The sequence below is a fragment of the Kitasatospora sp. NBC_01246 genome, from assembly GCF_036226505.1.
In the GTDB taxonomy this organism is placed as follows: Bacteria; Actinomycetota; Actinomycetes; order Streptomycetales; family Streptomycetaceae; genus Kitasatospora.
Genome location: NZ_CP108484.1, coordinates 5,969,798 through 5,987,194, shown reverse-complemented (window position 1 = coordinate 5,987,194; position 17,397 = coordinate 5,969,798). Strand labels below are relative to the sequence as shown.

Here is a 17,397-nt window from a genome sequence, read left to right as displayed (position 1 = left end):
CGACACGATGGACGCATGACGAACACCGACGCATTCGACGCCCCGCTCACCATCGACTCCGACGCCGTACTCGTCGTCATCGACGTCCAGAAGGGCTTCGACGACCACGCGTTCTGGGGCGAGCGGGACAACCCGGAGGCCGAGCGGCGGATCGGCGAGCTGATCGGCACCTGGCAGGAGACCGGGCGCCCGGTCGTGGTGGTGCAGCACGCCTCGCAGACCGGGCCGCTGGCGCCGGGCACCCCGGGGTACGAGCTGAAGGACGTGGTGGCGGACGTCAAGGCGGACCTGCACATCACCAAGCCGGTGAACAGCGCCTTCTACGGCACCCCGGACCTGCACGCCTGGCTCCGGCAGCGGGGCGCCCGCCAGGTCGTCATCGTCGGGATCATGACGAACGTGTGCAACGAGACCACCGCGCGGATGGCGGGCAACCTCGGGTACGACACGATCTTCCCGACCGATGCCATGCACACCTTCGACATGGCCGGGCCGGACGGCGTGACCGTGCCGGCCGCCGAACTCGCCCGGGCCACCGCGACGGTGCTGCACGCGATGCGCTTCGCCAAGGTGGTCACCACCGGCGCAGTCCTGGCGGCGGCGGTCAGCTGATCAGCGCCTCATGGGCCGTGCCCTCCACCGCGTCGAGCAGGACGAAACACCGCCCCGGCAGTCACTCCAGGCACCGACAGGACCCGGCGGCGGCCGCCCCCGCACACCGGGGTGCGGGGGCGGCCGCCGGGGGCTCAGCCCTTCTTGGAGAGGAAGTCGTACGCCCCCGCGGCGACGTCGTCCAGGTACGGGCCGGCCTGGTACATCGGGTCGCCGGTGTGCTTCCCGACCGAGACGTTGCTGACCAGCGCCGGCTTGCCGTCCTTGACCGCCAGCCAGCCGCCCCCGCTGGAGCCGCCGGTCATGGTGCAGCCGATGACCAGCATCGGCGGGCGGGTCGGCTCGTAGGACAGCCGGCCCGGCTTGCCGCTCTCGCAGCGGTTCAGCTCCATGCCGTCGAACGGCGGGGCGGCCGGGTAGCCGTACTCGGTGACGCTCAGCTGGTCGCGCGGCGCGTTGAACCAGACCGGCACCGCACCGCCGACCGTCTCCTCCAGCGACTTCGCGCCGTCCGCGGGCTTCACCCGGATGACCGCGAAGTCGTAGTGGGTGGCCGCGTCACCGGTCTTGCCGCCCTCGGCCTTCCACTGCGGGGACGTCACCGCCTGGGTCGCGCCCCAGATGCCGAACGGCGCGTACTGGGACTCGTCCGCCTGCTTGCCACCGCTCATCGCGGCATTGCTGTTGAAGGCCGGGATGAAGGAGATGTTGCCGTAGAACGAACCGCCCTTGCCCTGGTGGACGCAGTGGCCCGCCGTCCAGACCAGGTTGCTCTTGCCGGGGTGGGCCGGGTCGGCCACCACGGTCGCCGAGCACTGCGAGCGGCCCAGACCGCCGCCGGCCGCGCCGGCGCCCGGCTCGTCCGCGAACAGCTTCCCGTGCACGGCGAGCTTGGTGTACGGGTGCTGCAGGGGCTGGGCGTTGACGGTCTTCGGCAGCGGGTCGTTGCCGTTGTCGGCGGGCTGCGCGGGCGGCTGCCCGGGCTGGGCCGGCGGCTGCCCGGGCTGGGCCGGCGGCTGCCCGGGCTGCGCGGGCGGCTGCGCGGGCTGGGAAGGCGGCTGCGCGGGCTGGGAAGGCTGGGCCGGGGCCTGGGAGGGCTGCTGCGCGGGCTGCTTGGGCGGCGCCGGGGCCTGCGAGGCCGGCTGCTGGGTGTTGGACGGCTTCGGCGCCGCCGGGGTGGTCGCGGCGGCCGGCGTGGTCGGGTGCCCCGGCTGGGTGGGCTGGCCGGCCGGCGGCTTGCTGCCCGCCGCCGGGGTGCTCGGTCCCGGGGCCGACGGCTGGGCGGGCGCCTGGGTGCCCGCGGGCTGCGGCGCCGGCGGCTCGATCGGCTCGTTCGGCTTGGCCTGGAGCAGCTTCTCCAGGGTCCAGAACCCCTTGGTGGCGGCCGGGAGGGCGTAGTCCTTCGCCCACTTCTCCCAGTCCTCGAACTTCCACTTCTTCAGGTCGTCGAGGTTGGCGGGGAGGCCGAGGGCCGGCGCGCCCGCCGCGGCGGCGGTGTCCGCCGAGCTGTTGTCCGGCCCGCACGCCGAGGTGCCGAGCAGGGTGAGTGCGAGGACCGACGCCCCGAGGACGGCCCGGGCGGAACGCGTGGATCTGGCTGACGATGACATGAACTTCCGAATCCCCCATGTGTGAAAGCGCGCGGCGCCGTCGAGACGGCGCCGCGGTGCGCGGGGGAGTATTCCACTGTCCGTCAGGTGCGGGCCCACCCGCCCCCGGCGTCGCGCCGCGGGCGGGTGCCCGGCAACGCGGTCCGGGGGCGGAGCGGGGTCCGGGCAGGGCCCTACCGGCCGACCGAGCCGTCCAGTTGCTCGCGGATGATGTCGGCGTGGCCGGCGTGCCGACCGGTCTCCTCGATCATGTGGACCAGCAGCCAGCGCATCGACGGCGCTTCGGCGCCGGGCCGCAGCGACCGGACCCCGGGGCGGTCGAGCCGGTCGGAGGCGGCGGCGATCACCTCGTTGGCGCGGGCGATCGCGGCCCGGTAGGCGGCGACCGACCCGGCCACCGTCTCGTCGCCGGGCGAGGCGGCCTCGTCGTCCCACGGTTCGTCGCCCTCGCCCCGGTAGGCCCAGAGGAACCAGTTGAGCTCGACGGCGGTGAGGTGCCGGACCAGCCAGAGCAGGCTGGTGCCGGAGGCGACGCCGGGGCGCCGGGCGCCCTCGTCGGTGAGGCCGTCGGTCTTGCCGATGACGGCCTCGCGCAGGTAGTCCAGGAAGGTCAGCAGGGTGGTCGGTTCGTCGGCGTCGAGGCCCGGCGGGCGGACGTCACGGTGCTCGTTCGCGGCGGTGTTGTCGGTCACGCCCGCCAGGCTAACGAGCCCTCCCGTCACCAGCCCTGGTGGTGGACCCAGTCCCCGAGGTGGCGGGCGCAGTCGTCGACGGACTCCCGCCAGGAGTGCACGGCGCCCTCGCCGGCCTCGTCGCTGACGTGCTTCACCAGCCGCACGGAGAGTCCGGCCCGGTGGGCGACGGTGGCGACGGCGTAGCCCTCCATGTCGACGAGGTCCGCGTGCTCGGCGAGCCGGTCACGGGCGGCCGCGCCGGAGACGAACTGGTCGCCGGTGGCCAGCACCGGGCCGTCCCCCTTGCCGACCATCAGCGGAGCGCCGTAGGTACGGCCGGTCAGCTCCAGCAGCGCGGGGCTGTCGAGGTCGTGCTGGATCACCTGGACGACCGTGTGGGTGCCCGCCCAGCCGGAGCGCAACGCGCCCGCGGTGCCGAGGTTGACCACCTCGGAGGGGTGCTCGCCACGGGCGAGGACGGTCGCCAGCGCGGCGGTCGCGTTGACCTTGCCGATGCCCGTCAGCAGGACCGGGAGCCGGTCACCCAGGTACGCGGCCTCCTCCCGGACGGCGACGACGAGCAGCGGACGGTCGGCGGAGATCGTTCCCAGAAGTCGCATGCCGCCATGGTACGGACGGCCCTTCCGGAGACCGGGGCGGCACAACCGGACCCCTCCCCTCCGACTGTCCGGGGAACCGCATAGGGTGCATCCCGCGTCGACCCGATCACCGACCCGCCCCGCGCACCGGGGCGACGGACCCCGGCGAGCCCTGGCGGCCGCCGGCAGGGCTCGATCCCGTGGTCGGCCGCACTCGTACCAGTGATCGCAGCAGTGCCCGCGGAGCGGGGCCCGGAACCGGGCCCCCGCGATGCTCAAGATCGGCGCAAGTCGGGTGTGGCCGCGGGGAGTGACGGCCATACTGCTGGCAACGGCCGGGCCCCGGATGACGGAGCCGGCCACAGGGGAGGGTGAGGCCGGTGGCGACACCAGTACGTACGGAGCGGCCCCGCACGGTGGCGCCGGCGCGGCCCGGCGGCACGGCCGCGGCCCGGGAGACCGGCCCGCTCGGCCGGCTGCGCCGCGCCACCCGGACGGCACCGGGCCGGCTGCGGCTGGCCGGTGCGCTGCTGGCGGTGCTCACCGTGGCCTTCGGCGCGCTCACCGCCTGGCAGGTCAACTCCCGCGCACAGGCGGCGGAACGGGTGGTCTCGTACAGCCAGCCGCTGAGCCAGGCGGCCGCCGACATCCACCGCTCGCTGGCCGACGCGGACACCACGGCGGCCACCGGCTTCCTGCTGGCGGGCGCCGAGCCGAAGGCCGTCCGGGACCGCTACGAACAGGACCTCGCGACGGCGTCCCGGCTGATCGCCGAGGCGGCGGCGCGCACCACCACCTCCTCCCCCGCCCAGGGCTGGCTCGCCACGCTCAACCAGCAGGTCCCGGTGTACGCCGGCCTGGTGGAGACGGCGCGGGCCGACAACCGCCAGGGCTTCCCGCTCGGCGGCGCCTACCTGCGCCACGCCTCGGACCAGATGCGCACCGTGCTGCTGCCCGCCGCGGCCCAGCTCAGCGCCGCCGAGAACCAGGCGCTGGCGGACGACTACGCCGAGGCGCAGTCCATCCCCTGGGCCGCGTACGGGCTGGGCGTGGTGACGCTCACCGCGCTGGTCTGGGTGCAGACGACGCTCTACCGGCGGACCAACCGGGTGTTCAACATCGGGCTGCTCGGCTCGACCGCCGCCGTACTGGCCGCGGTGCTCTGGCTGACGGTGGCCGGGACGGGCGCCAACTCCACGCTGCGCAAGAGCCAGATCGACGGCGCCAACCCGCTGAAGGCCCTCAACGCCGCCCGGGTCGACGTGCTGACCGCCCGGCTGGCGGAGAACCTCCACCTGGTGGCCCGCGGCTCCAGCACCCAGTACGCGGACCTCTGGTCGAAGACCACCGAGCACCTCTTCAGCTCCGACACCGGTCGCCCCGGGACGGCCGGGACCCTGGCCGAGGCCCGGCGGCTTGCGCCCGAGGACGCCGGCGCGGCCATCCTCGACGCCATGCGGCAGTACGACCAGTGGCGCGAGCGGCACCAGGCGGCGAGCAACCTGGAGAACGTCGAGGCGGACTACCAGGGCGCGCTGGACGCCACGGTGACCGTCAAGGAGGCGGACGCGCCGAAGACCTCCGACGCCGCGTTCAACGCCACCGACCAGCGGCTGGCGCAGGCCGCCGCGACCGAGCTCCAGGAGTTCAAACGGGCCGCCGAGGGCACCGACGGGGACTTGCGCACCGCCGCCGCGGCGGTCGCGGTGCTGGCCCTGGTGGCCGCCGCCGCGGCCCTGCGCGGCCTCGGCCGGCGACTGGCCGAGTACCGGTAGAAGGGGGACGGACACGATGGGCAGGACAACGGTACGGGCCGGATCGGCCACCGCGGTGGCGCTGCTCGCCTGCTGCGCGGCGGTGCTCGGCGCGGGCGGCCCGCAGGGCATGGTGCTGTCGGCGGGCGCCGCCGCGCCGGCCACGGCGCCCCGGCAGGAGCAGGCCGGCAACGACTGCGACGTCTACCAGAGCGTGCCGCCGAGCAGCGAGGACGGCCCGGCGGTGAAGGCCGTCAAGGCCAAGCGCAGCCTGGTGATCGGCGTCGACCAGAACAGCTTCCGCTGGGGCTCCCGCAACCCCAACACGGGCCAGATCGAGGGCTTCGACATCGACCTCGCCCGGGCGATCGGCGCCGCGATCATGGGCGATCCGGACAAGGTGACCCTCAAGGCCGTCCCGACCGCCGAGCGGGTCAAGTTCGTCCAGGAGGGCCGGGTCGACCTGATCGTCCGGACCATGACCATCACCTGCGACCGGCTCCAGCAGATCGCCTTCTCCAAGCCGTACTTCAACACCAGCCAGCGCGTGGTGGTCCCCAAGGCGTCTGCGGCGAGGACGATCGACGAGGCGGTGGACGGCAAGACCGTCTGCGCGGCGACCAGTTCCTCCGCCGAGGACGAGCTGAAGTCCCGTCCGAAGGTCGCGAAGATCGTCTCGGTGGAGAACCACCTGGACTGCCTGGTGCTGATGCAGCTCGGCAAGGTCGACGCGACCATGACCGACGACGGCCTCGCGGCCAGCCAGGCCGCCCAGGACCAGACCGTCCGGCTGGTCGACGGCGAGGTCCGGCCGGCCGTGATGGGCGTCGCGATGCTCAAGAACAGCACCGACCTGACCGCCCGGGTGAACCAGGTGCTCGCCGACTACCACGCGAGCGGCGCGTGGCGGGCGGCGTACGACCGCTGGCTCAAGCCGTACATGCTGAACGACGCCGAGCACTACTGGCCGGCGCAGCGTTGACCGGCCCGGCGCGACCCCGGCGCCCCCCGAGGAACCGATGACGGCCCGATGACGGCCCGTCGGCGCCCGGCCCCGGTCCGGCCCCGCGGCCACAGGCTAGGGTCGGGGCGGATCGGTCCGGGGCAGCGAGAACGATCCAGGACAGAGAAGGAGAGAGGGCGTTGGCAGCTTCCGCTGGCCCGGTACTGAGCCGGGAGGAGGTCGACCGTGCGCTGGCACGCCTCGGCGCGGACCGCGACGCGGTCGAGTCGGCGCTGCTCTCGCTCCAGGACCACGCGGGCCTGCGGCTGCTCGACGGCGCCGCGCTGACCGGGCGGACGCAGGAGCGCTGGTCCGTCGCCGGGCAGGGCCTGCCGCTGCTCTGGTCGCTGTTCGACCGCTACTCGGAGGCCCTGGCCTCGGCCCGCGCGGTGCGCGCCCGCCGGTCGAGACCGGGCGCGGCCGAACTCGCCGAGCTGAGCGAACTGCTCACCGGCGAGGCGGTCACCGTGCCCGGCGGCGCGGTGCCGGACGGCCCGCAGCTGCTCGGCGCACCCGCCAAGCTGGTCGAGCGGGTCAGCCTGGACGACCTGATGACCAGGATGAACTCCTGGTACGCCACCGTGCTGGAGGTGGTGAGCGCCGCCGACGCCGTCTGGTCGGCGCTGCCCGCCCGGATCGACCTGCTGCTGGCCGAACTGCGCCGGGTACAGACGCTGGCGGCCTCGCTCGGCGTGCACACCGGCAACCACCCGCTCGGCGACGACCTGGCCGGGCTCGAAGCCGATCTGACGGAGCTGCGGACCGAGGTGCGCGGCGACCCGCTGGCGCTCTGGCGCCCGGCCCGGGTACCGGCCCAGCGCGGCACCCGCCCGGACGGCACCGCGCTCGCCACACCGTCCGGCGTGGTGGACACTGAGCGCTTCGACCGGGCCGGCCGGGCGCTGGACGGCGTCCGGGTCGAGCTGGAGGACCTGCTGCGGCTGCGCGACGACGCGGAGGAACGGCTGCAGGGCGTCGGCGACCTGCTGCAGCGAGCCGACGCCACGCTGGCGCAGGCCCGCCGGGCGCGCGGCGAGGTGCTGGCGAAGATAGCCGCCACCGAGGTGCCGGCCGTGCCGGGACCGGCCTCGGCGCTGCGCGAACAGATCGTGCTGGCCCTGGAGTTGCGCCAGAGCGGCCAGTGGCACCGGCTGGCGCCGCTGCTGGACGCGCTGGAGGACGCGGCCGCCAAGGAGCTGGGCCGGGCCCGGCAGTCGCTGACCGAGGTGACCCAGCCGCTGGCCGTCCGCTCCGAGCTGCGGGGGCGCCTGGACGCGTACAAGGCGATGGCGGCCCGGCTGCGGGTGGCCGAGGACCCGGTCGTGATCGAGCGCTACGAGAAGGCCCGCTGGCTGCTCTGGAGCGCGCCCTGCGACCTGCGGGCGGCGGCCGGCGCGGTGGCCCGCTTCCAGCAGTCGCTGCGGCCGGCGCAGGCCGAGCCGCCCGGCGCCGGGCCGGTCGACGGACAGACACAGCAACACGGACTGGGGGGCTGAGGTTCATGGCGCAGGCGTGCGTACGGCCGGAGTGCACCGGCGACGGGACGATCGACGCGGACGGCTACTGCGACGAGTGCGGGCTCGCCCCGACGGGCGCGGGCTCCCCGGCGGCCGCGGGCTCCCCGACGGGCTCCCCCTCGACGGGCTCCGCCGCCCCGGTGGGCACGGCCGCGGCGGGCCCCGGCTCGCCCTGCCCCCGGGAGTGCGCCGGAACCATCGACGACGACGGGTACTGCGACGAGTGCGGCCTGACCGCCCCCGGCGGTGACACCGGACTGACCCAGCCGTACGTGCCGTCCGCGCGGGTCGACCCCGACTCGGCGCGCTCCTCCCGGACCGGCTCGTCCCGCTCGCTGTCCGGCCGCTCCCGCTCGCACCGCTCCACCCGGACCGGCAGCGGCCGTTCGGTCTCGGTGCGCAGCAGCCGGGGCAGCGTCAGCGCGGGCACCCGCCACCGGCTCGGCGCCGGCCTGGTGACGGTGCCGACCGTGCCGGCGGCCGATCCGACGGCGGCGGTGCTGGCCGACCCGGAGGTGCCGGAGCGCAAGCGGTTCTGCTCCAAGTGCGAGACCCCGGTGGGCCGGGAGAAGAACGGCCGGCCGGGGCGCCCCGACGGCTTCTGCACCAAGTGCGGCACGCCGTACTCGTTCACGCCCAAGCTCCGCCGGGGGGACCTGGTCGGCGGGCAGTACGAGGTGGTCGGCTGCCTGGCGCACGGCGGGCTCGGCTGGATCTACCTCGCCATCGACCGGCGGGTCAACGACAAGTGGGTGGTCCTCAAGGGCCTGCTGGACACCGGGGACGAGGACGCGCTCGCGGTGGCCGTGGCCGAGCGGCGCTTCCTCGCCGAGGTGGACCACCCCAACATCGTCCGCATCATCAACTTCGCCGAGCACCCGGACCTGCGCACCGGCTCCACCGACGGCTACATCGTGATGGAGTACGTCGGCGGCAAGTCGCTCAAGGACATCGCCAACGAGCGCCGGGCGCCGGACGGCCGGCGGCTGCCGCTGCCGGTGGAACAGGGCATCGCGTACGCGCTGGAGGCGCTGCCGGCGCTCGGGTACCTGCACAGCCGGGGCCTCGTCTACTGCGACTTCAAGATCGACAACGTGATCCAGAGCGGCGACGCGCTCAAGATCATCGACATGGGCGCCGTCCGCCGCCTCGACGACGACGGCCCGATCTACGGCACCATCGGCTACCAGGCCCCGGAGATCGCCACCGACGGCCCCTCCCCCGCCTCCGACCTCTACACGGTGGCCCGCACGCTGGCCGTGCTCACCTTCGACTTCCAGGGCTACAGCACCACCTACCGGGAGAGCCTGCCCGGGCCGGAGTCGGTGCCGGCCTTCGCCGAGTACGAGTCCTACTACCGCTTCCTGGTCCGCGCCACCGACCCGGACCCGGCCCGCCGCTTCGGCTCCGCCGAGGAGATGGCCGACCAGCTCACCGGCGTGCTCCGCGAGGTGCTGGCGCTCCAGGACCAGCGGCCCCGCCCCGCCCTCTCCACCCTCTTCGGCCCGGAACTGCGGGTGGTCGACACCGAGCTGGTGCTCCCCGCGGTGCGCCGCGGCGAGCTGCGGGTGACCGCGCTGGACCCGGCCGCCGCCGCCCTGGCGCTGCCCGTCCCCCGGGTCGACCCGAACGACCCGAACGCGGGCTTCCTGGCCGCCCTGCTGGCCGCCGACCCGGCGGAGGCACTCGCCGCGCTGGCCGGCGCCCCCGCCGTCTCCACCGAGCGCCGGCTGCGCGAACTGCGCGCCCACCTGGAACTGCGCAGCCGCGCCGACGCCGACCGGATGCTCGCCGCCCTGGAGAAGGACCACCCGGACGACTGGCGGGTGGTCTGGTACCGCGGCCTCGTCGCCCTGGTCGACTCCGTCAGCGGCTCCTCCGGTCCCGGGTCCCCCGGCGAACCCGACGAGGCGAGGCTGCGGGCCGCCGCCGAGGCCTTCGACGCCGTCTACGACGCCTTCCCCGGCGAATCCGCCCCGAAGCTCGCCCTCGCCATCTGCGCCGAACTGCTCGGCGACGGCGGCGACGCGGCCGAGTTCTACCGCCTGGTGTGGACGACCGACCAGGCCTACCTCAGCGCCGCCTTCGGCCTGGCCCGGGTCCGCCTCGCCGACGGGGACCGCCCTGGCGCCGTCCGGGCGCTGGAGTCGGTACCGGCCACCTCCAGCCAGTTCACCGCCGCCCGGATCGCCGCCGTCCGGGCCCGGCTGCGCGAACGGCCCGCCACCGACCCGCTCGGCGCCGACCTCGGCGCCTGCTCCGAGCAGTTGACCGCCCTGCGGCTGGACGACCGGACCCGCGAGGAGCTCTCCGTCGAGGTGCTCGACAGCGCGCTCGGCTGGGTGTCCGCCGGCTCGCCCGGCGGCGCCGGGCAGGCGGGCGGAACGGCCGGGGCGAGCGGGGCGGACGGGACCGGTGGGACCGCGACGACCGGCGAGGTCACCGTCCTCGGACGGCCGGCCGCCGACCGGGAACTGCGGCTCGCACTGGAGCAGTCCTACCGGGTACTCGCCCGGTTGGCCGACCGGGCCGAGATCAGGATCGAGATGGTGGAGCGGGCCAACCGCGCCCGCCCCAGAACGTGGGTGTAGCAATGCCGCAGCAGACCGTGTGCCAGAGCTGTTCCGAGCCGCTGGACCAGGAGGACGCGTACTGCGGCTCCTGCGGGGCGAGCCGGAACGGCCGTCCGGCTCCGGGCGCGATGCCCGCGAGCTGGTCCGCCGCCCAGGGCGCCGGCGGGGCGGACCACGCGCCGACCGTGCCGGTGCCGGTGGTGCCCGCCGCCGCGCCCGGAGCGGCGGTGCCCGCCCAGGGCGGCCCCGGCTGCGTGCACTGCGGCCTGCCGCAGGTCACCTCCGACGGCTACTGCGAGGCCTGCGGGGGCGCCCAGCCGCGCCCGCGCGACCACATGGAGAAGGCCCTCGGGGGTGTCGCCGGGGTCAGCGACCGCGGTCTGCGCCACCACCGCAACGAGGACTCCTTCACCGTCGCCGCCACCTCGCTGCCCGGTGGCGAGCCGGTCGTGGTGGCCGTGGTCTGCGACGGGGTCTCCTCCTCCGACCGGCCCGACCAGGCCTCCGAGACCGCCGTCGACGCGGCGTCGGAATCCCTGCTGACCGCGCTGGAGGCCGGCCGCGACCCCGAGGCCGCGATGCGCGACGCGATCGCCGACGCGGCCGCCGCCGTCGCCGCGCTCGCCGAGGACGGCGGCGCACCCGCCCGGCCCGACGTCAACGCACCGGCCTGCACGTACGTCAGCGCCATAGCCTCCGGCGGCCGGGTCACCATCGGCTGGGTCGGCGACACCCGGGCGTACTGGATCCCGGACGACCGGGTCGCCGCCGAGCCGTTCCGGCTCACCCAGGACGACTCCTGGGCCGCCCGGATGGTCGAGGCCGGGCTGATGGGCGAGGCCGAGGCCTACGCGGACCCGCGCGCCCACGCCATCACCGGCTGGCTCGGCGCGGACGCCGAGGAGGTCGTCCCGCACACCCTGGACTTCACCCCGCACGTCCCCGGTGTGCTGCTGATCTGCACCGACGGCCTCTGGAACTACGCCGAGGCCGCCACCGACCTCGCGTTCTACGTGCGCCAGGACGCCCGGACCGAGCCGCTCGCCGCCGCTCGGACGCTGGTGAAGTTCGCGGTCGCGGCCGGCGGGCACGACAACATCACCGTCGCCGTGCTGCCGATCGACCCGCCGACCGGTCTGGCCGGTCCGCCGGCGTGGCCGGACGCCGAGGACGAGCGCACCGCCACCGCCCTGGACCTGCCGGTGCTCCGCCCGGCGGCCGCCCCCGCCGGCGGACCGGCGGACGACGAGGAGGACCACGACCCGACGCTGCCGGACCTGCCGGTGATCGGCTCGCCCGCCGCGCCCCTGCCGCCGGCCCCGCCGGCTCCCCCCGCGCGGCCCGGCGTCCCGCCGCGCCCGCCGCAGCCGCCGCTGGGCTGACGCCCTGCCGCGGCCCACTCCACCGACCGTTCGCACCATCCGACCACCCGACGGGAGCCACCGGCCCATGGCAACACTGGCTAAGCCGAACCTGCCCAGGTTCGACGTGGAGATCTTCCAGAACGCGTTCCTCGCCGACGGCGCCCGCGAGGTGAACGCCATCGTCACCGTCACCGCGACCGGCGGCGGCACCTCCGGCGGCCGGCCGCTCGGGGTGACCGACAGCGGGCCGCTGGACGCGGGAGCGCACTCCGCCGCCGTGGTGATCATGGTGGACTGCTCCGGCTCGATGGACTACCCGGCCAGCAAGATGCGCGGCGCCCGGGAGGCCACCGCCGCCGCCATCGACACCGTCCGCGACGGCGTCGCCTTCGCCGTGGTGGCCGGCACCCACGAGGCCCGGGAGATCTTCCCCGGCGACGGCGGCCTCGCGACCGCCTCGCCGGCCACCCGGGCCCGGGCCAAGGAGGCGCTGCGCCGGCTCAGCGCGGCCGGCGGCACAGCCATGAGCACCTGGCTCGCCAAGGCCGACGCTCTCTTCCTGACCCGCCGTGACATCGCCATCCGGCACGCCATCCTGCTCACCGACGGCAAGAACGAGCACGAGTCCGCGGCCGACCTGGAGCGCGTGATCGAGCGCGTCACCGGCCACTTCACCGCCGACTGCCGCGGCGTCGGCACCGACTGGCGGGTGGACGAACTGCGCCGGATCTCCTCCGCGCTGCTCGGCACCGTCGACATCGTCGCCGAACCGTCCGGCCTCGCCGAGGACTTCCGCTCCATGATGGAAGGCGCCATGGGCAAGCAGGTCGCCGACGTCGCGCTGCGGATCTGGACGCCGGCCAACGCCGTGGTGACCTTCGTCAAGCAGGTCGCCCCCACCGTGGAGGACCTCACCGGCCGCCGCACCGAGGCCGGGCCGCGGGCCGGCGACTACCCGACCGGCTCCTGGGGGGACGAGAGCCGCGACTACCACGTCTGCGTGGAGGTCCCGGCCGCCGCCGTCGGCAACGAGATGCTCGCCGCCCGGATCAGCCTCGTCCTGCCGCCGCAGACCGGGAGCACCCCCGAGGTGCTGTCGCAGGGCCTGGTCAAGGCGGTCTGGACGGACGACCTGGCCTCGTCCACCCGGATCAGCCCGCAGGTCGCCCACTACACCGGGCAGGCCGAGCTGGCCTCCTCGATCCAGGAGGGCCTGGAGGCGCACCGCGCCGGGGACGTCGACCGCGCCACCGCCAAGCTCGGCGCCGCCGTCCGGATCGCCCACGCGACCGGGAACGAGGGCACCTTCAAGCTGCTGCAGAAGGTGGTGGACGTGGTCGACCCGAAGGAGGGTACGGTTCGGTTCCGTAAGAATGTGAGTGAGGCCGACTCGATGACCCTTGAGACCCGGTCGACCAAAACTGTCCGTGTGAAGAAATGACCGCTGAAGTACCGGTGGGGCCGCGGCCCGGCCGGACGCTGCCCCAGCTGGCTGGAAATCGAGGGGGGACCTGATGCCGATCTGCCCGAGGGGGCACGAGTCGCAGGCCGAGGACTGGTGCGACTTCTGCGGCTTTCCGATGACACCGCCACCGCCGATCCCGCCGCCGCCCGGCACCCACCCGGGCGCGCCCGGGGCACCGGCGGCGCACGGTGGTCACGGCGGGCACGACGGTTTCGGCGGCCCCGGGGCGCACGGCGGGCAGGGGCACCCCGGCCACGGCGGCGCGCCGTTCGGCGGGCCGGTGCAGCCGCGCCCCGAGCAGCCGGGCCCGGGCGCCGTCCCGCCGGGCGCGCAGGGCTTCCCGGACCTCACCGAAGGCCTGGTGGTCTGCCCGATCTGCCGCAGCCCGCAGACCGGCCGGTTCTGCGAGGAGTGCGGGTACGACTACGACCTCTCCTCGCCCTCGCGGCGCCAGCCCCCGCCGTCCGGCGGGGCACCGGCGGGCGGGCCCGGACCCGACCCGCTGAACATCCCGGCGGCGTACGGCGGCCCCCAGCCGCCGGCCCAGCAGCCGCAGCAGCAGCCGCCGCACGCCCAGCAGCAGCGGCCCGCCTACGGCTACCCGCAGCTCGGCGGCGAGCCGTACCAGGAGGCACGACACCAGGAGCAGCCCTACCAAGAGGCCGCGTACCAGGAGGCCGCGTACCAGGAGCGCCCCTACCAGGAGGCCCCGTACCAGGAGTCCGGCTACCAGGAGCAGCAGCCCTACCAGGAGCGGCCGCGCGAGGACTCCGGTCCGGTCTACGCCCAGCCCGGTCCGAACGGGCGCGGCGCCGAGTTCGGCACCTCGTTCAACCTGGCCCCGCCGGTCCTGCCGCAGCCGCCGCAGGCCCCGCAGCCGCCGCAGGTCCAGCAGCAGGCTCCGCAGCAGCACCCGCACGGTCAGCAGGTCCCGCAGCCGCCCCAGCCCGCCCCGCAGCCGGAGCAGGCCCAGCAGCAGGCGCACCAGCCGCCGTACCAGGGCGCGCAGCCCGAGCCGGTCCGGACCAACTGGATCGCCGTGGTCTCGGCCGACCGCGACTACTTCACCGACATGATGGCCCGCAGCGGTCCGGAGGCCGCGGGTCTCTTCTTCCCCCCGTACTGCCCCGAGCGGCGCATCCCGCTGACCGGCCGCGGCCAGCTGCGGATCGGCCGGCGCAGCCAGCACCGCGGCACCGTGCCGGAGATCGACCTCTCCGTCCCGCCGGAGGACCCGGGCGCCTCGCACCAGCACGCGCTGCTCGCCGAACAGTCGGACGGCAGCTGGGTGCTGGTCGACCAGGACTCCACCAACGGCACCACGATGAACGGCGGCGCCGAGTCGCTCACCCCGCACACCGCCGTGCCGCTGAACGACGGCGACCGGATCCACATCGGGGCGTGGACCACCATCACCCTGCACCGCGCCTGACCCCGAGGTCGGGCCCCTGACGCCCGGGCCCGGGCGGGAGTCTGCTCCCGCCCGGGCCCCTCGGCGTCCGCCACCGCGCGCAGTGGCCCGTCACCCCGTACACGCACGGTCCGGACCCCTGGTCGGGGCCCGGCGGCCCGGCAAAATGATCTTCAAATCACGTCCGCCCGGTCTCCCCAGCACACCCCGTGTACCCCTACGCTCAGGCCACATGACTGCAGCTATATCCGCCGACGGAATCCGTCAGCGGTACGGGGATGTGCAGGCCGTCGACGGGGTGTCCCTCACCGTCGAGGTCGGCGAGTTCTACGGGATCCTGGGCCCGAACGGCGCCGGGAAAACGACCACACTGGAGATTCTGGAGGGAATCCGGAAGCCCGACGAGGGCCGGATCGAACTGCTGGGGATGGCGCCCTGGCCGCGCAACGCGAAACTGCTGCCGCGGATCGGCGTGCAGTTCCAGGCTTCGGCCTTCTTCAACAAACTGACGGCGCGGGAGACGATCCGCACCTTCGCCTCCTTCTACGGCGTCGGCCCCAAGCGGGCCGACGCGATGCTGGAGCGGGTGGGCCTCACCGAGTCGGCCGGGGTGATGACCGACAAGATGTCCGGCGGTCAGGCCCAGCGCCTCTCGATCGCCTGCGCGCTGGCCCACGACCCGGAGCTGGTCTTCCTGGACGAGCCGACCACCGGTCTCGACCCGCAGGCCCGCCGCAACCTCTGGGACCTCCTGCGGGACATCAACGCCGAGGGCCGCACGGTCGTGCTGACCACCCACTACCTGGACGAGGCCGAGGTGCTCTGCGACCGCGTCTCGGTGATGGACCACGGCAAGGTCCTGCGCACCGGCGCACCGGCCGCGCTGGTCCGCGAGATCGACGACACGGTGCGGATCAGCGTGGAGTCGGGGCTGCTGACCGTCGAGCGGGTGCGTGACCTGCTCGACGCGACCGGCGCCGAGATCGCCTCGGTCGAGGACGACGGCGTCTCGCTCGCGGTCTCGACCCGCCTGCCGGCCCCGGTGCTCGCCGTGCTGGCCGAGCAGAACGCGCTGCGCGGACTCGAAGTCCGCGGCGCCACCCTGGAGGACGTCTTCCTCCAGCTCACCGGACGGGAGTACCGCGCATGAGCGCCGAACGCACGCGGGACGCGGCCGTTCCGGCCCAGCGCACGCCCGAACCCGCCGGCGCGCCCGCCGGGCAGCCGGAGCGCGAGCGGGTGAGCGCGTTCGCCAGCCTCTCGCGGGTGATGGTGGTCGCCTTCCTCCGGGACCGCACCGCCGTCTTCTTCGTGATCCTCTTCCCCCTGATGTTCCTGCTGCTGTTCGGCACCCTGCTCAAGGGCGCGACCAGCCCGCACGCCAAGGTGGCGCAGGTCGGCGCGGTCCAGGTGCTGGACTCGGTGCAGGGCGACGGCCGGGCCGCGCTGGAGAAGGTCCTCACGATCAGCCGCGGCGACGACGAGGCCGCCGCGCTGGAGAAGGTCCGCAAGGGCGACCTGGACGCGATGATCAAGCAGGGCCCGGACGGCAAGGTGGTGCTGCGCTTCAGCGCCGCCGACCAGGTCCGCGCCGGCTCCGTCCAGGGCATCGTCAACTCGGTCGTCCAGCAGGCCAACCAGGCCGCCAGCGGCAAGCCCGCCGCCTTCGTCCTGGACGCCGGCCAGGTCGAGGACAACTCGCTGAAGCCGATCCAGTTCCTCACCCCCGGCCTGCTCGGCTGGGCGGTGGCCACCGGCGCGGTGTTCGGTGCCTCGCTGACCCTGGTGTCCTGGCGGAAGAAGCAGGTGCTGCGGCGGCTGCGGCTGGCCCCGGTGAGCGCCGGGTCGATCGTGGCCTCCCGGATCGCCGTCTCGGTGCTGACGGCCCTGGTCCAGACCGCCGTCTTCCTCGTCGTCGCCACCATGCCGTTCTTCGGGCTGAAGCTCACCGGCGACTGGTGGCTGATCATCCCGCTGGTGGTCTGCGCCACGATCGCCTTCATGTCGATCGGCCTGCTGGCCGGGTCGCTGGCGAAGACCGAGGAGGCGGCCAACGGCATCTCGCAGATCATCGTGCTGCCGATGTCGTTCCTGTCCGGCTCGTTCTTCCCGACCGATGACATGCCGACCTGGCTGAAGGCCGTCTCCGAGGCGCTGCCGCTCAAGCACCTGGTCACCGCGGCGCAGTCGGTGCTCTCCCGGGGCGGCGGCGTGATGGACGCGCTGCCGACCATGGGCGGGCTGCTGGCGTTCGCCGCCGTGCTCACCGCGATCGCCTGGCGGTTCTTCCGCTGGGAGGACGCCTGAGCCGAACGCTGACGGCGGCGGGGCCGTACGCCCCCGGTCCTGGTCCCCAGGTCCCGGTGTACGGCCCCGCCGCCGTCTGCGACCATGGTCGGGTGAAAGAGATCCGGCGTGGCACGCTCAGCGAGGAGACCTTCTTCGAACAGGTCGGCGGCGAGCCGACCTTCCGGCGACTGGTGCACCGGTTCTACCAGGGCGTCGCGGGGGACGAGTTGCTGCGGCCGATGTACCCCGAGGAGGACCTCGGCCCGGCCGAGGAGCGCCTCACGCTCTTCCTGATGCAGTACTGGGGCGGCCCGCGCACCTACAGCGAGCAGCGCGGGCACCCGCGGCTGCGGATGCGGCACGTGCCGTTCCGGGTCGACCGCGCGGCGCACGACGCCTGGCTGAAGCACATGCGGGCCGCGGTGGACGAGCTGGCGCTGCCGGCCGACGCCGAGCGGCAGCTGTGGGACTACCTCACCTACGCCGCCGCCTCGATGGTCAACACCGAGGGCTGACCCGGTCCCCT

Annotated in this window: 14 protein-coding genes; 11 read left to right on the top strand and 3 right to left on the bottom strand. The window is 74.6% G+C overall.

Going from position 1 to position 17,397, the window contains the following annotated elements; translation table 11 throughout:
• Positions 1-15 precede the first annotated feature (15 nt).
• Positions 16-612 carry a cysteine hydrolase family protein gene (locus OG618_RS25945; protein ID WP_329489941.1) on the top strand — a complete coding sequence of 199 codons (597 nt, stop codon included), beginning with the start codon at positions 16-18 and terminating at the stop codon, positions 610-612.
• 134 nt (positions 613-746) lie between these two features.
• Here the strand turns inward: OG618_RS25945 and OG618_RS25940 are convergent, their stop codons facing one another.
• From OG618_RS25940 to OG618_RS25930, 3 genes are all read right to left on the bottom strand, one after another.
• Positions 747-2,222 carry a trypsin-like serine peptidase gene (locus tag OG618_RS25940; protein WP_329489940.1) on the bottom strand — a complete coding sequence of 492 codons (1,476 nt, stop codon included), beginning with the start codon at positions 2,220-2,222 and terminating at the stop codon, positions 747-749.
• 173 nt (positions 2,223-2,395) lie between these two features.
• Positions 2,396-2,914, bottom strand: a complete 519-nt coding sequence (locus OG618_RS25935) for a DinB family protein (RefSeq protein ID WP_329489939.1) — start codon at positions 2,912-2,914, stop codon at positions 2,396-2,398.
• A 26-nt stretch (positions 2,915-2,940) separates the two neighbouring features.
• Complete coding sequence (locus tag OG618_RS25930) at positions 2,941-3,516, bottom strand: nucleosidase (RefSeq protein ID WP_329489938.1); 576 nt, start codon at positions 3,514-3,516, stop codon at positions 2,941-2,943.
• Positions 3,517-3,875: 359 nt separating this feature from the next.
• Between OG618_RS25930 and OG618_RS25925 the strand changes: the two genes are divergently transcribed.
• The 10 genes from OG618_RS25925 to OG618_RS25880 all read left to right on the top strand — a co-directional run bounded on the left by OG618_RS25925 (position 3,876) and on the right by OG618_RS25880 (position 17,386).
• Complete coding sequence (locus OG618_RS25925; protein ID WP_329489937.1) at positions 3,876-5,270, top strand: hypothetical protein; 1,395 nt, start codon at positions 3,876-3,878, stop codon at positions 5,268-5,270.
• 16 nt (positions 5,271-5,286) lie between these two features.
• Positions 5,287-6,231: a glutamate ABC transporter substrate-binding protein gene (locus OG618_RS25920; protein ID WP_329489936.1), complete on the top strand. Its 945-nt coding sequence runs from the start codon at positions 5,287-5,289 to the stop codon at positions 6,229-6,231.
• Positions 6,232-6,392: 161 nt separating this feature from the next.
• Positions 6,393-7,748, top strand: a complete 1,356-nt coding sequence (locus tag OG618_RS25915) for a hypothetical protein (protein WP_329489935.1) — start codon at positions 6,393-6,395, stop codon at positions 7,746-7,748.
• A gap of 5 nt (positions 7,749-7,753) precedes the next feature.
• Positions 7,754-10,360, top strand: coding sequence for a serine/threonine-protein kinase (locus tag OG618_RS25910; RefSeq protein ID WP_329489934.1), 2,607 nt, complete (start codon positions 7,754-7,756; stop codon positions 10,358-10,360).
• Positions 10,361-10,362: 2 nt separating this feature from the next.
• Complete coding sequence (locus tag OG618_RS25905) at positions 10,363-11,724, top strand: PP2C family protein-serine/threonine phosphatase (protein WP_329489933.1); 1,362 nt, start codon at positions 10,363-10,365, stop codon at positions 11,722-11,724.
• Positions 11,725-11,791: 67 nt separating this feature from the next.
• Positions 11,792-13,147 carry a vWA domain-containing protein gene (locus tag OG618_RS25900; RefSeq protein WP_329489932.1) on the top strand — a complete coding sequence of 452 codons (1,356 nt, stop codon included), beginning with the start codon at positions 11,792-11,794 and terminating at the stop codon, positions 13,145-13,147.
• Between the two features lie 73 nt (positions 13,148-13,220).
• Positions 13,221-14,603 carry an FHA domain-containing protein gene (locus OG618_RS25895; protein WP_329489931.1) on the top strand — a complete coding sequence of 461 codons (1,383 nt, stop codon included), beginning with the start codon at positions 13,221-13,223 and terminating at the stop codon, positions 14,601-14,603.
• 211 nt (positions 14,604-14,814) lie between these two features.
• Positions 14,815-15,732, top strand: a complete 918-nt coding sequence (locus tag OG618_RS25890) for an ABC transporter ATP-binding protein (protein WP_329489930.1) — start codon at positions 14,815-14,817, stop codon at positions 15,730-15,732.
• On the top strand, positions 15,729-16,889 hold the full coding sequence (locus tag OG618_RS25885) for an ABC transporter permease (protein ID WP_329489929.1): 1,161 nt from the start codon (positions 15,729-15,731) through the stop codon (positions 16,887-16,889). Before OG618_RS25890 ends, OG618_RS25885 begins: the two co-directional genes overlap by 4 nt.
• 92 nt (positions 16,890-16,981) lie before the next feature.
• Positions 16,982-17,386, top strand: coding sequence for a globin (locus OG618_RS25880; RefSeq protein ID WP_329489928.1), 405 nt, complete (start codon positions 16,982-16,984; stop codon positions 17,384-17,386).
• Positions 17,387-17,397: the final 11 nt, after the last annotated feature.

Bases quoted from the DNA above. Each gene is read 5' to 3' on its own strand.
- OG618_RS25900 (WP_329489932.1), top strand. From the start codon at position 11,792: ATGGCAACACTGGCTAAGCCGAACCTGCCCAGGTTCGACGTGGAGATC.
- OG618_RS25940 (WP_329489940.1), bottom strand. From the start codon at position 2,222: ATGTCATCGTCAGCCAGATCCACGCGTTCCGCCCGGGCCGTCCTCGGG.
- OG618_RS25930 (WP_329489938.1), bottom strand. From the start codon at position 3,516: ATGCGACTTCTGGGAACGATCTCCGCCGACCGTCCGCTGCTCGTCGTC.
- OG618_RS25885 (WP_329489929.1), top strand. From the start codon at position 15,729: ATGAGCGCCGAACGCACGCGGGACGCGGCCGTTCCGGCCCAGCGCACG.
- OG618_RS25910 (WP_329489934.1), top strand. From the start codon at position 7,754: ATGGCGCAGGCGTGCGTACGGCCGGAGTGCACCGGCGACGGGACGATC.
- OG618_RS25945 (WP_329489941.1), top strand. From the start codon at position 16: ATGACGAACACCGACGCATTCGACGCCCCGCTCACCATCGACTCCGAC.
- OG618_RS25920 (WP_329489936.1), top strand. From the start codon at position 5,287: ATGGGCAGGACAACGGTACGGGCCGGATCGGCCACCGCGGTGGCGCTG.
- OG618_RS25895 (WP_329489931.1), top strand. From the start codon at position 13,221: ATGCCGATCTGCCCGAGGGGGCACGAGTCGCAGGCCGAGGACTGGTGC.
- OG618_RS25890 (WP_329489930.1), top strand. From the start codon at position 14,815: ATGACTGCAGCTATATCCGCCGACGGAATCCGTCAGCGGTACGGGGAT.
- OG618_RS25905 (WP_329489933.1), top strand. From the start codon at position 10,363: ATGCCGCAGCAGACCGTGTGCCAGAGCTGTTCCGAGCCGCTGGACCAG.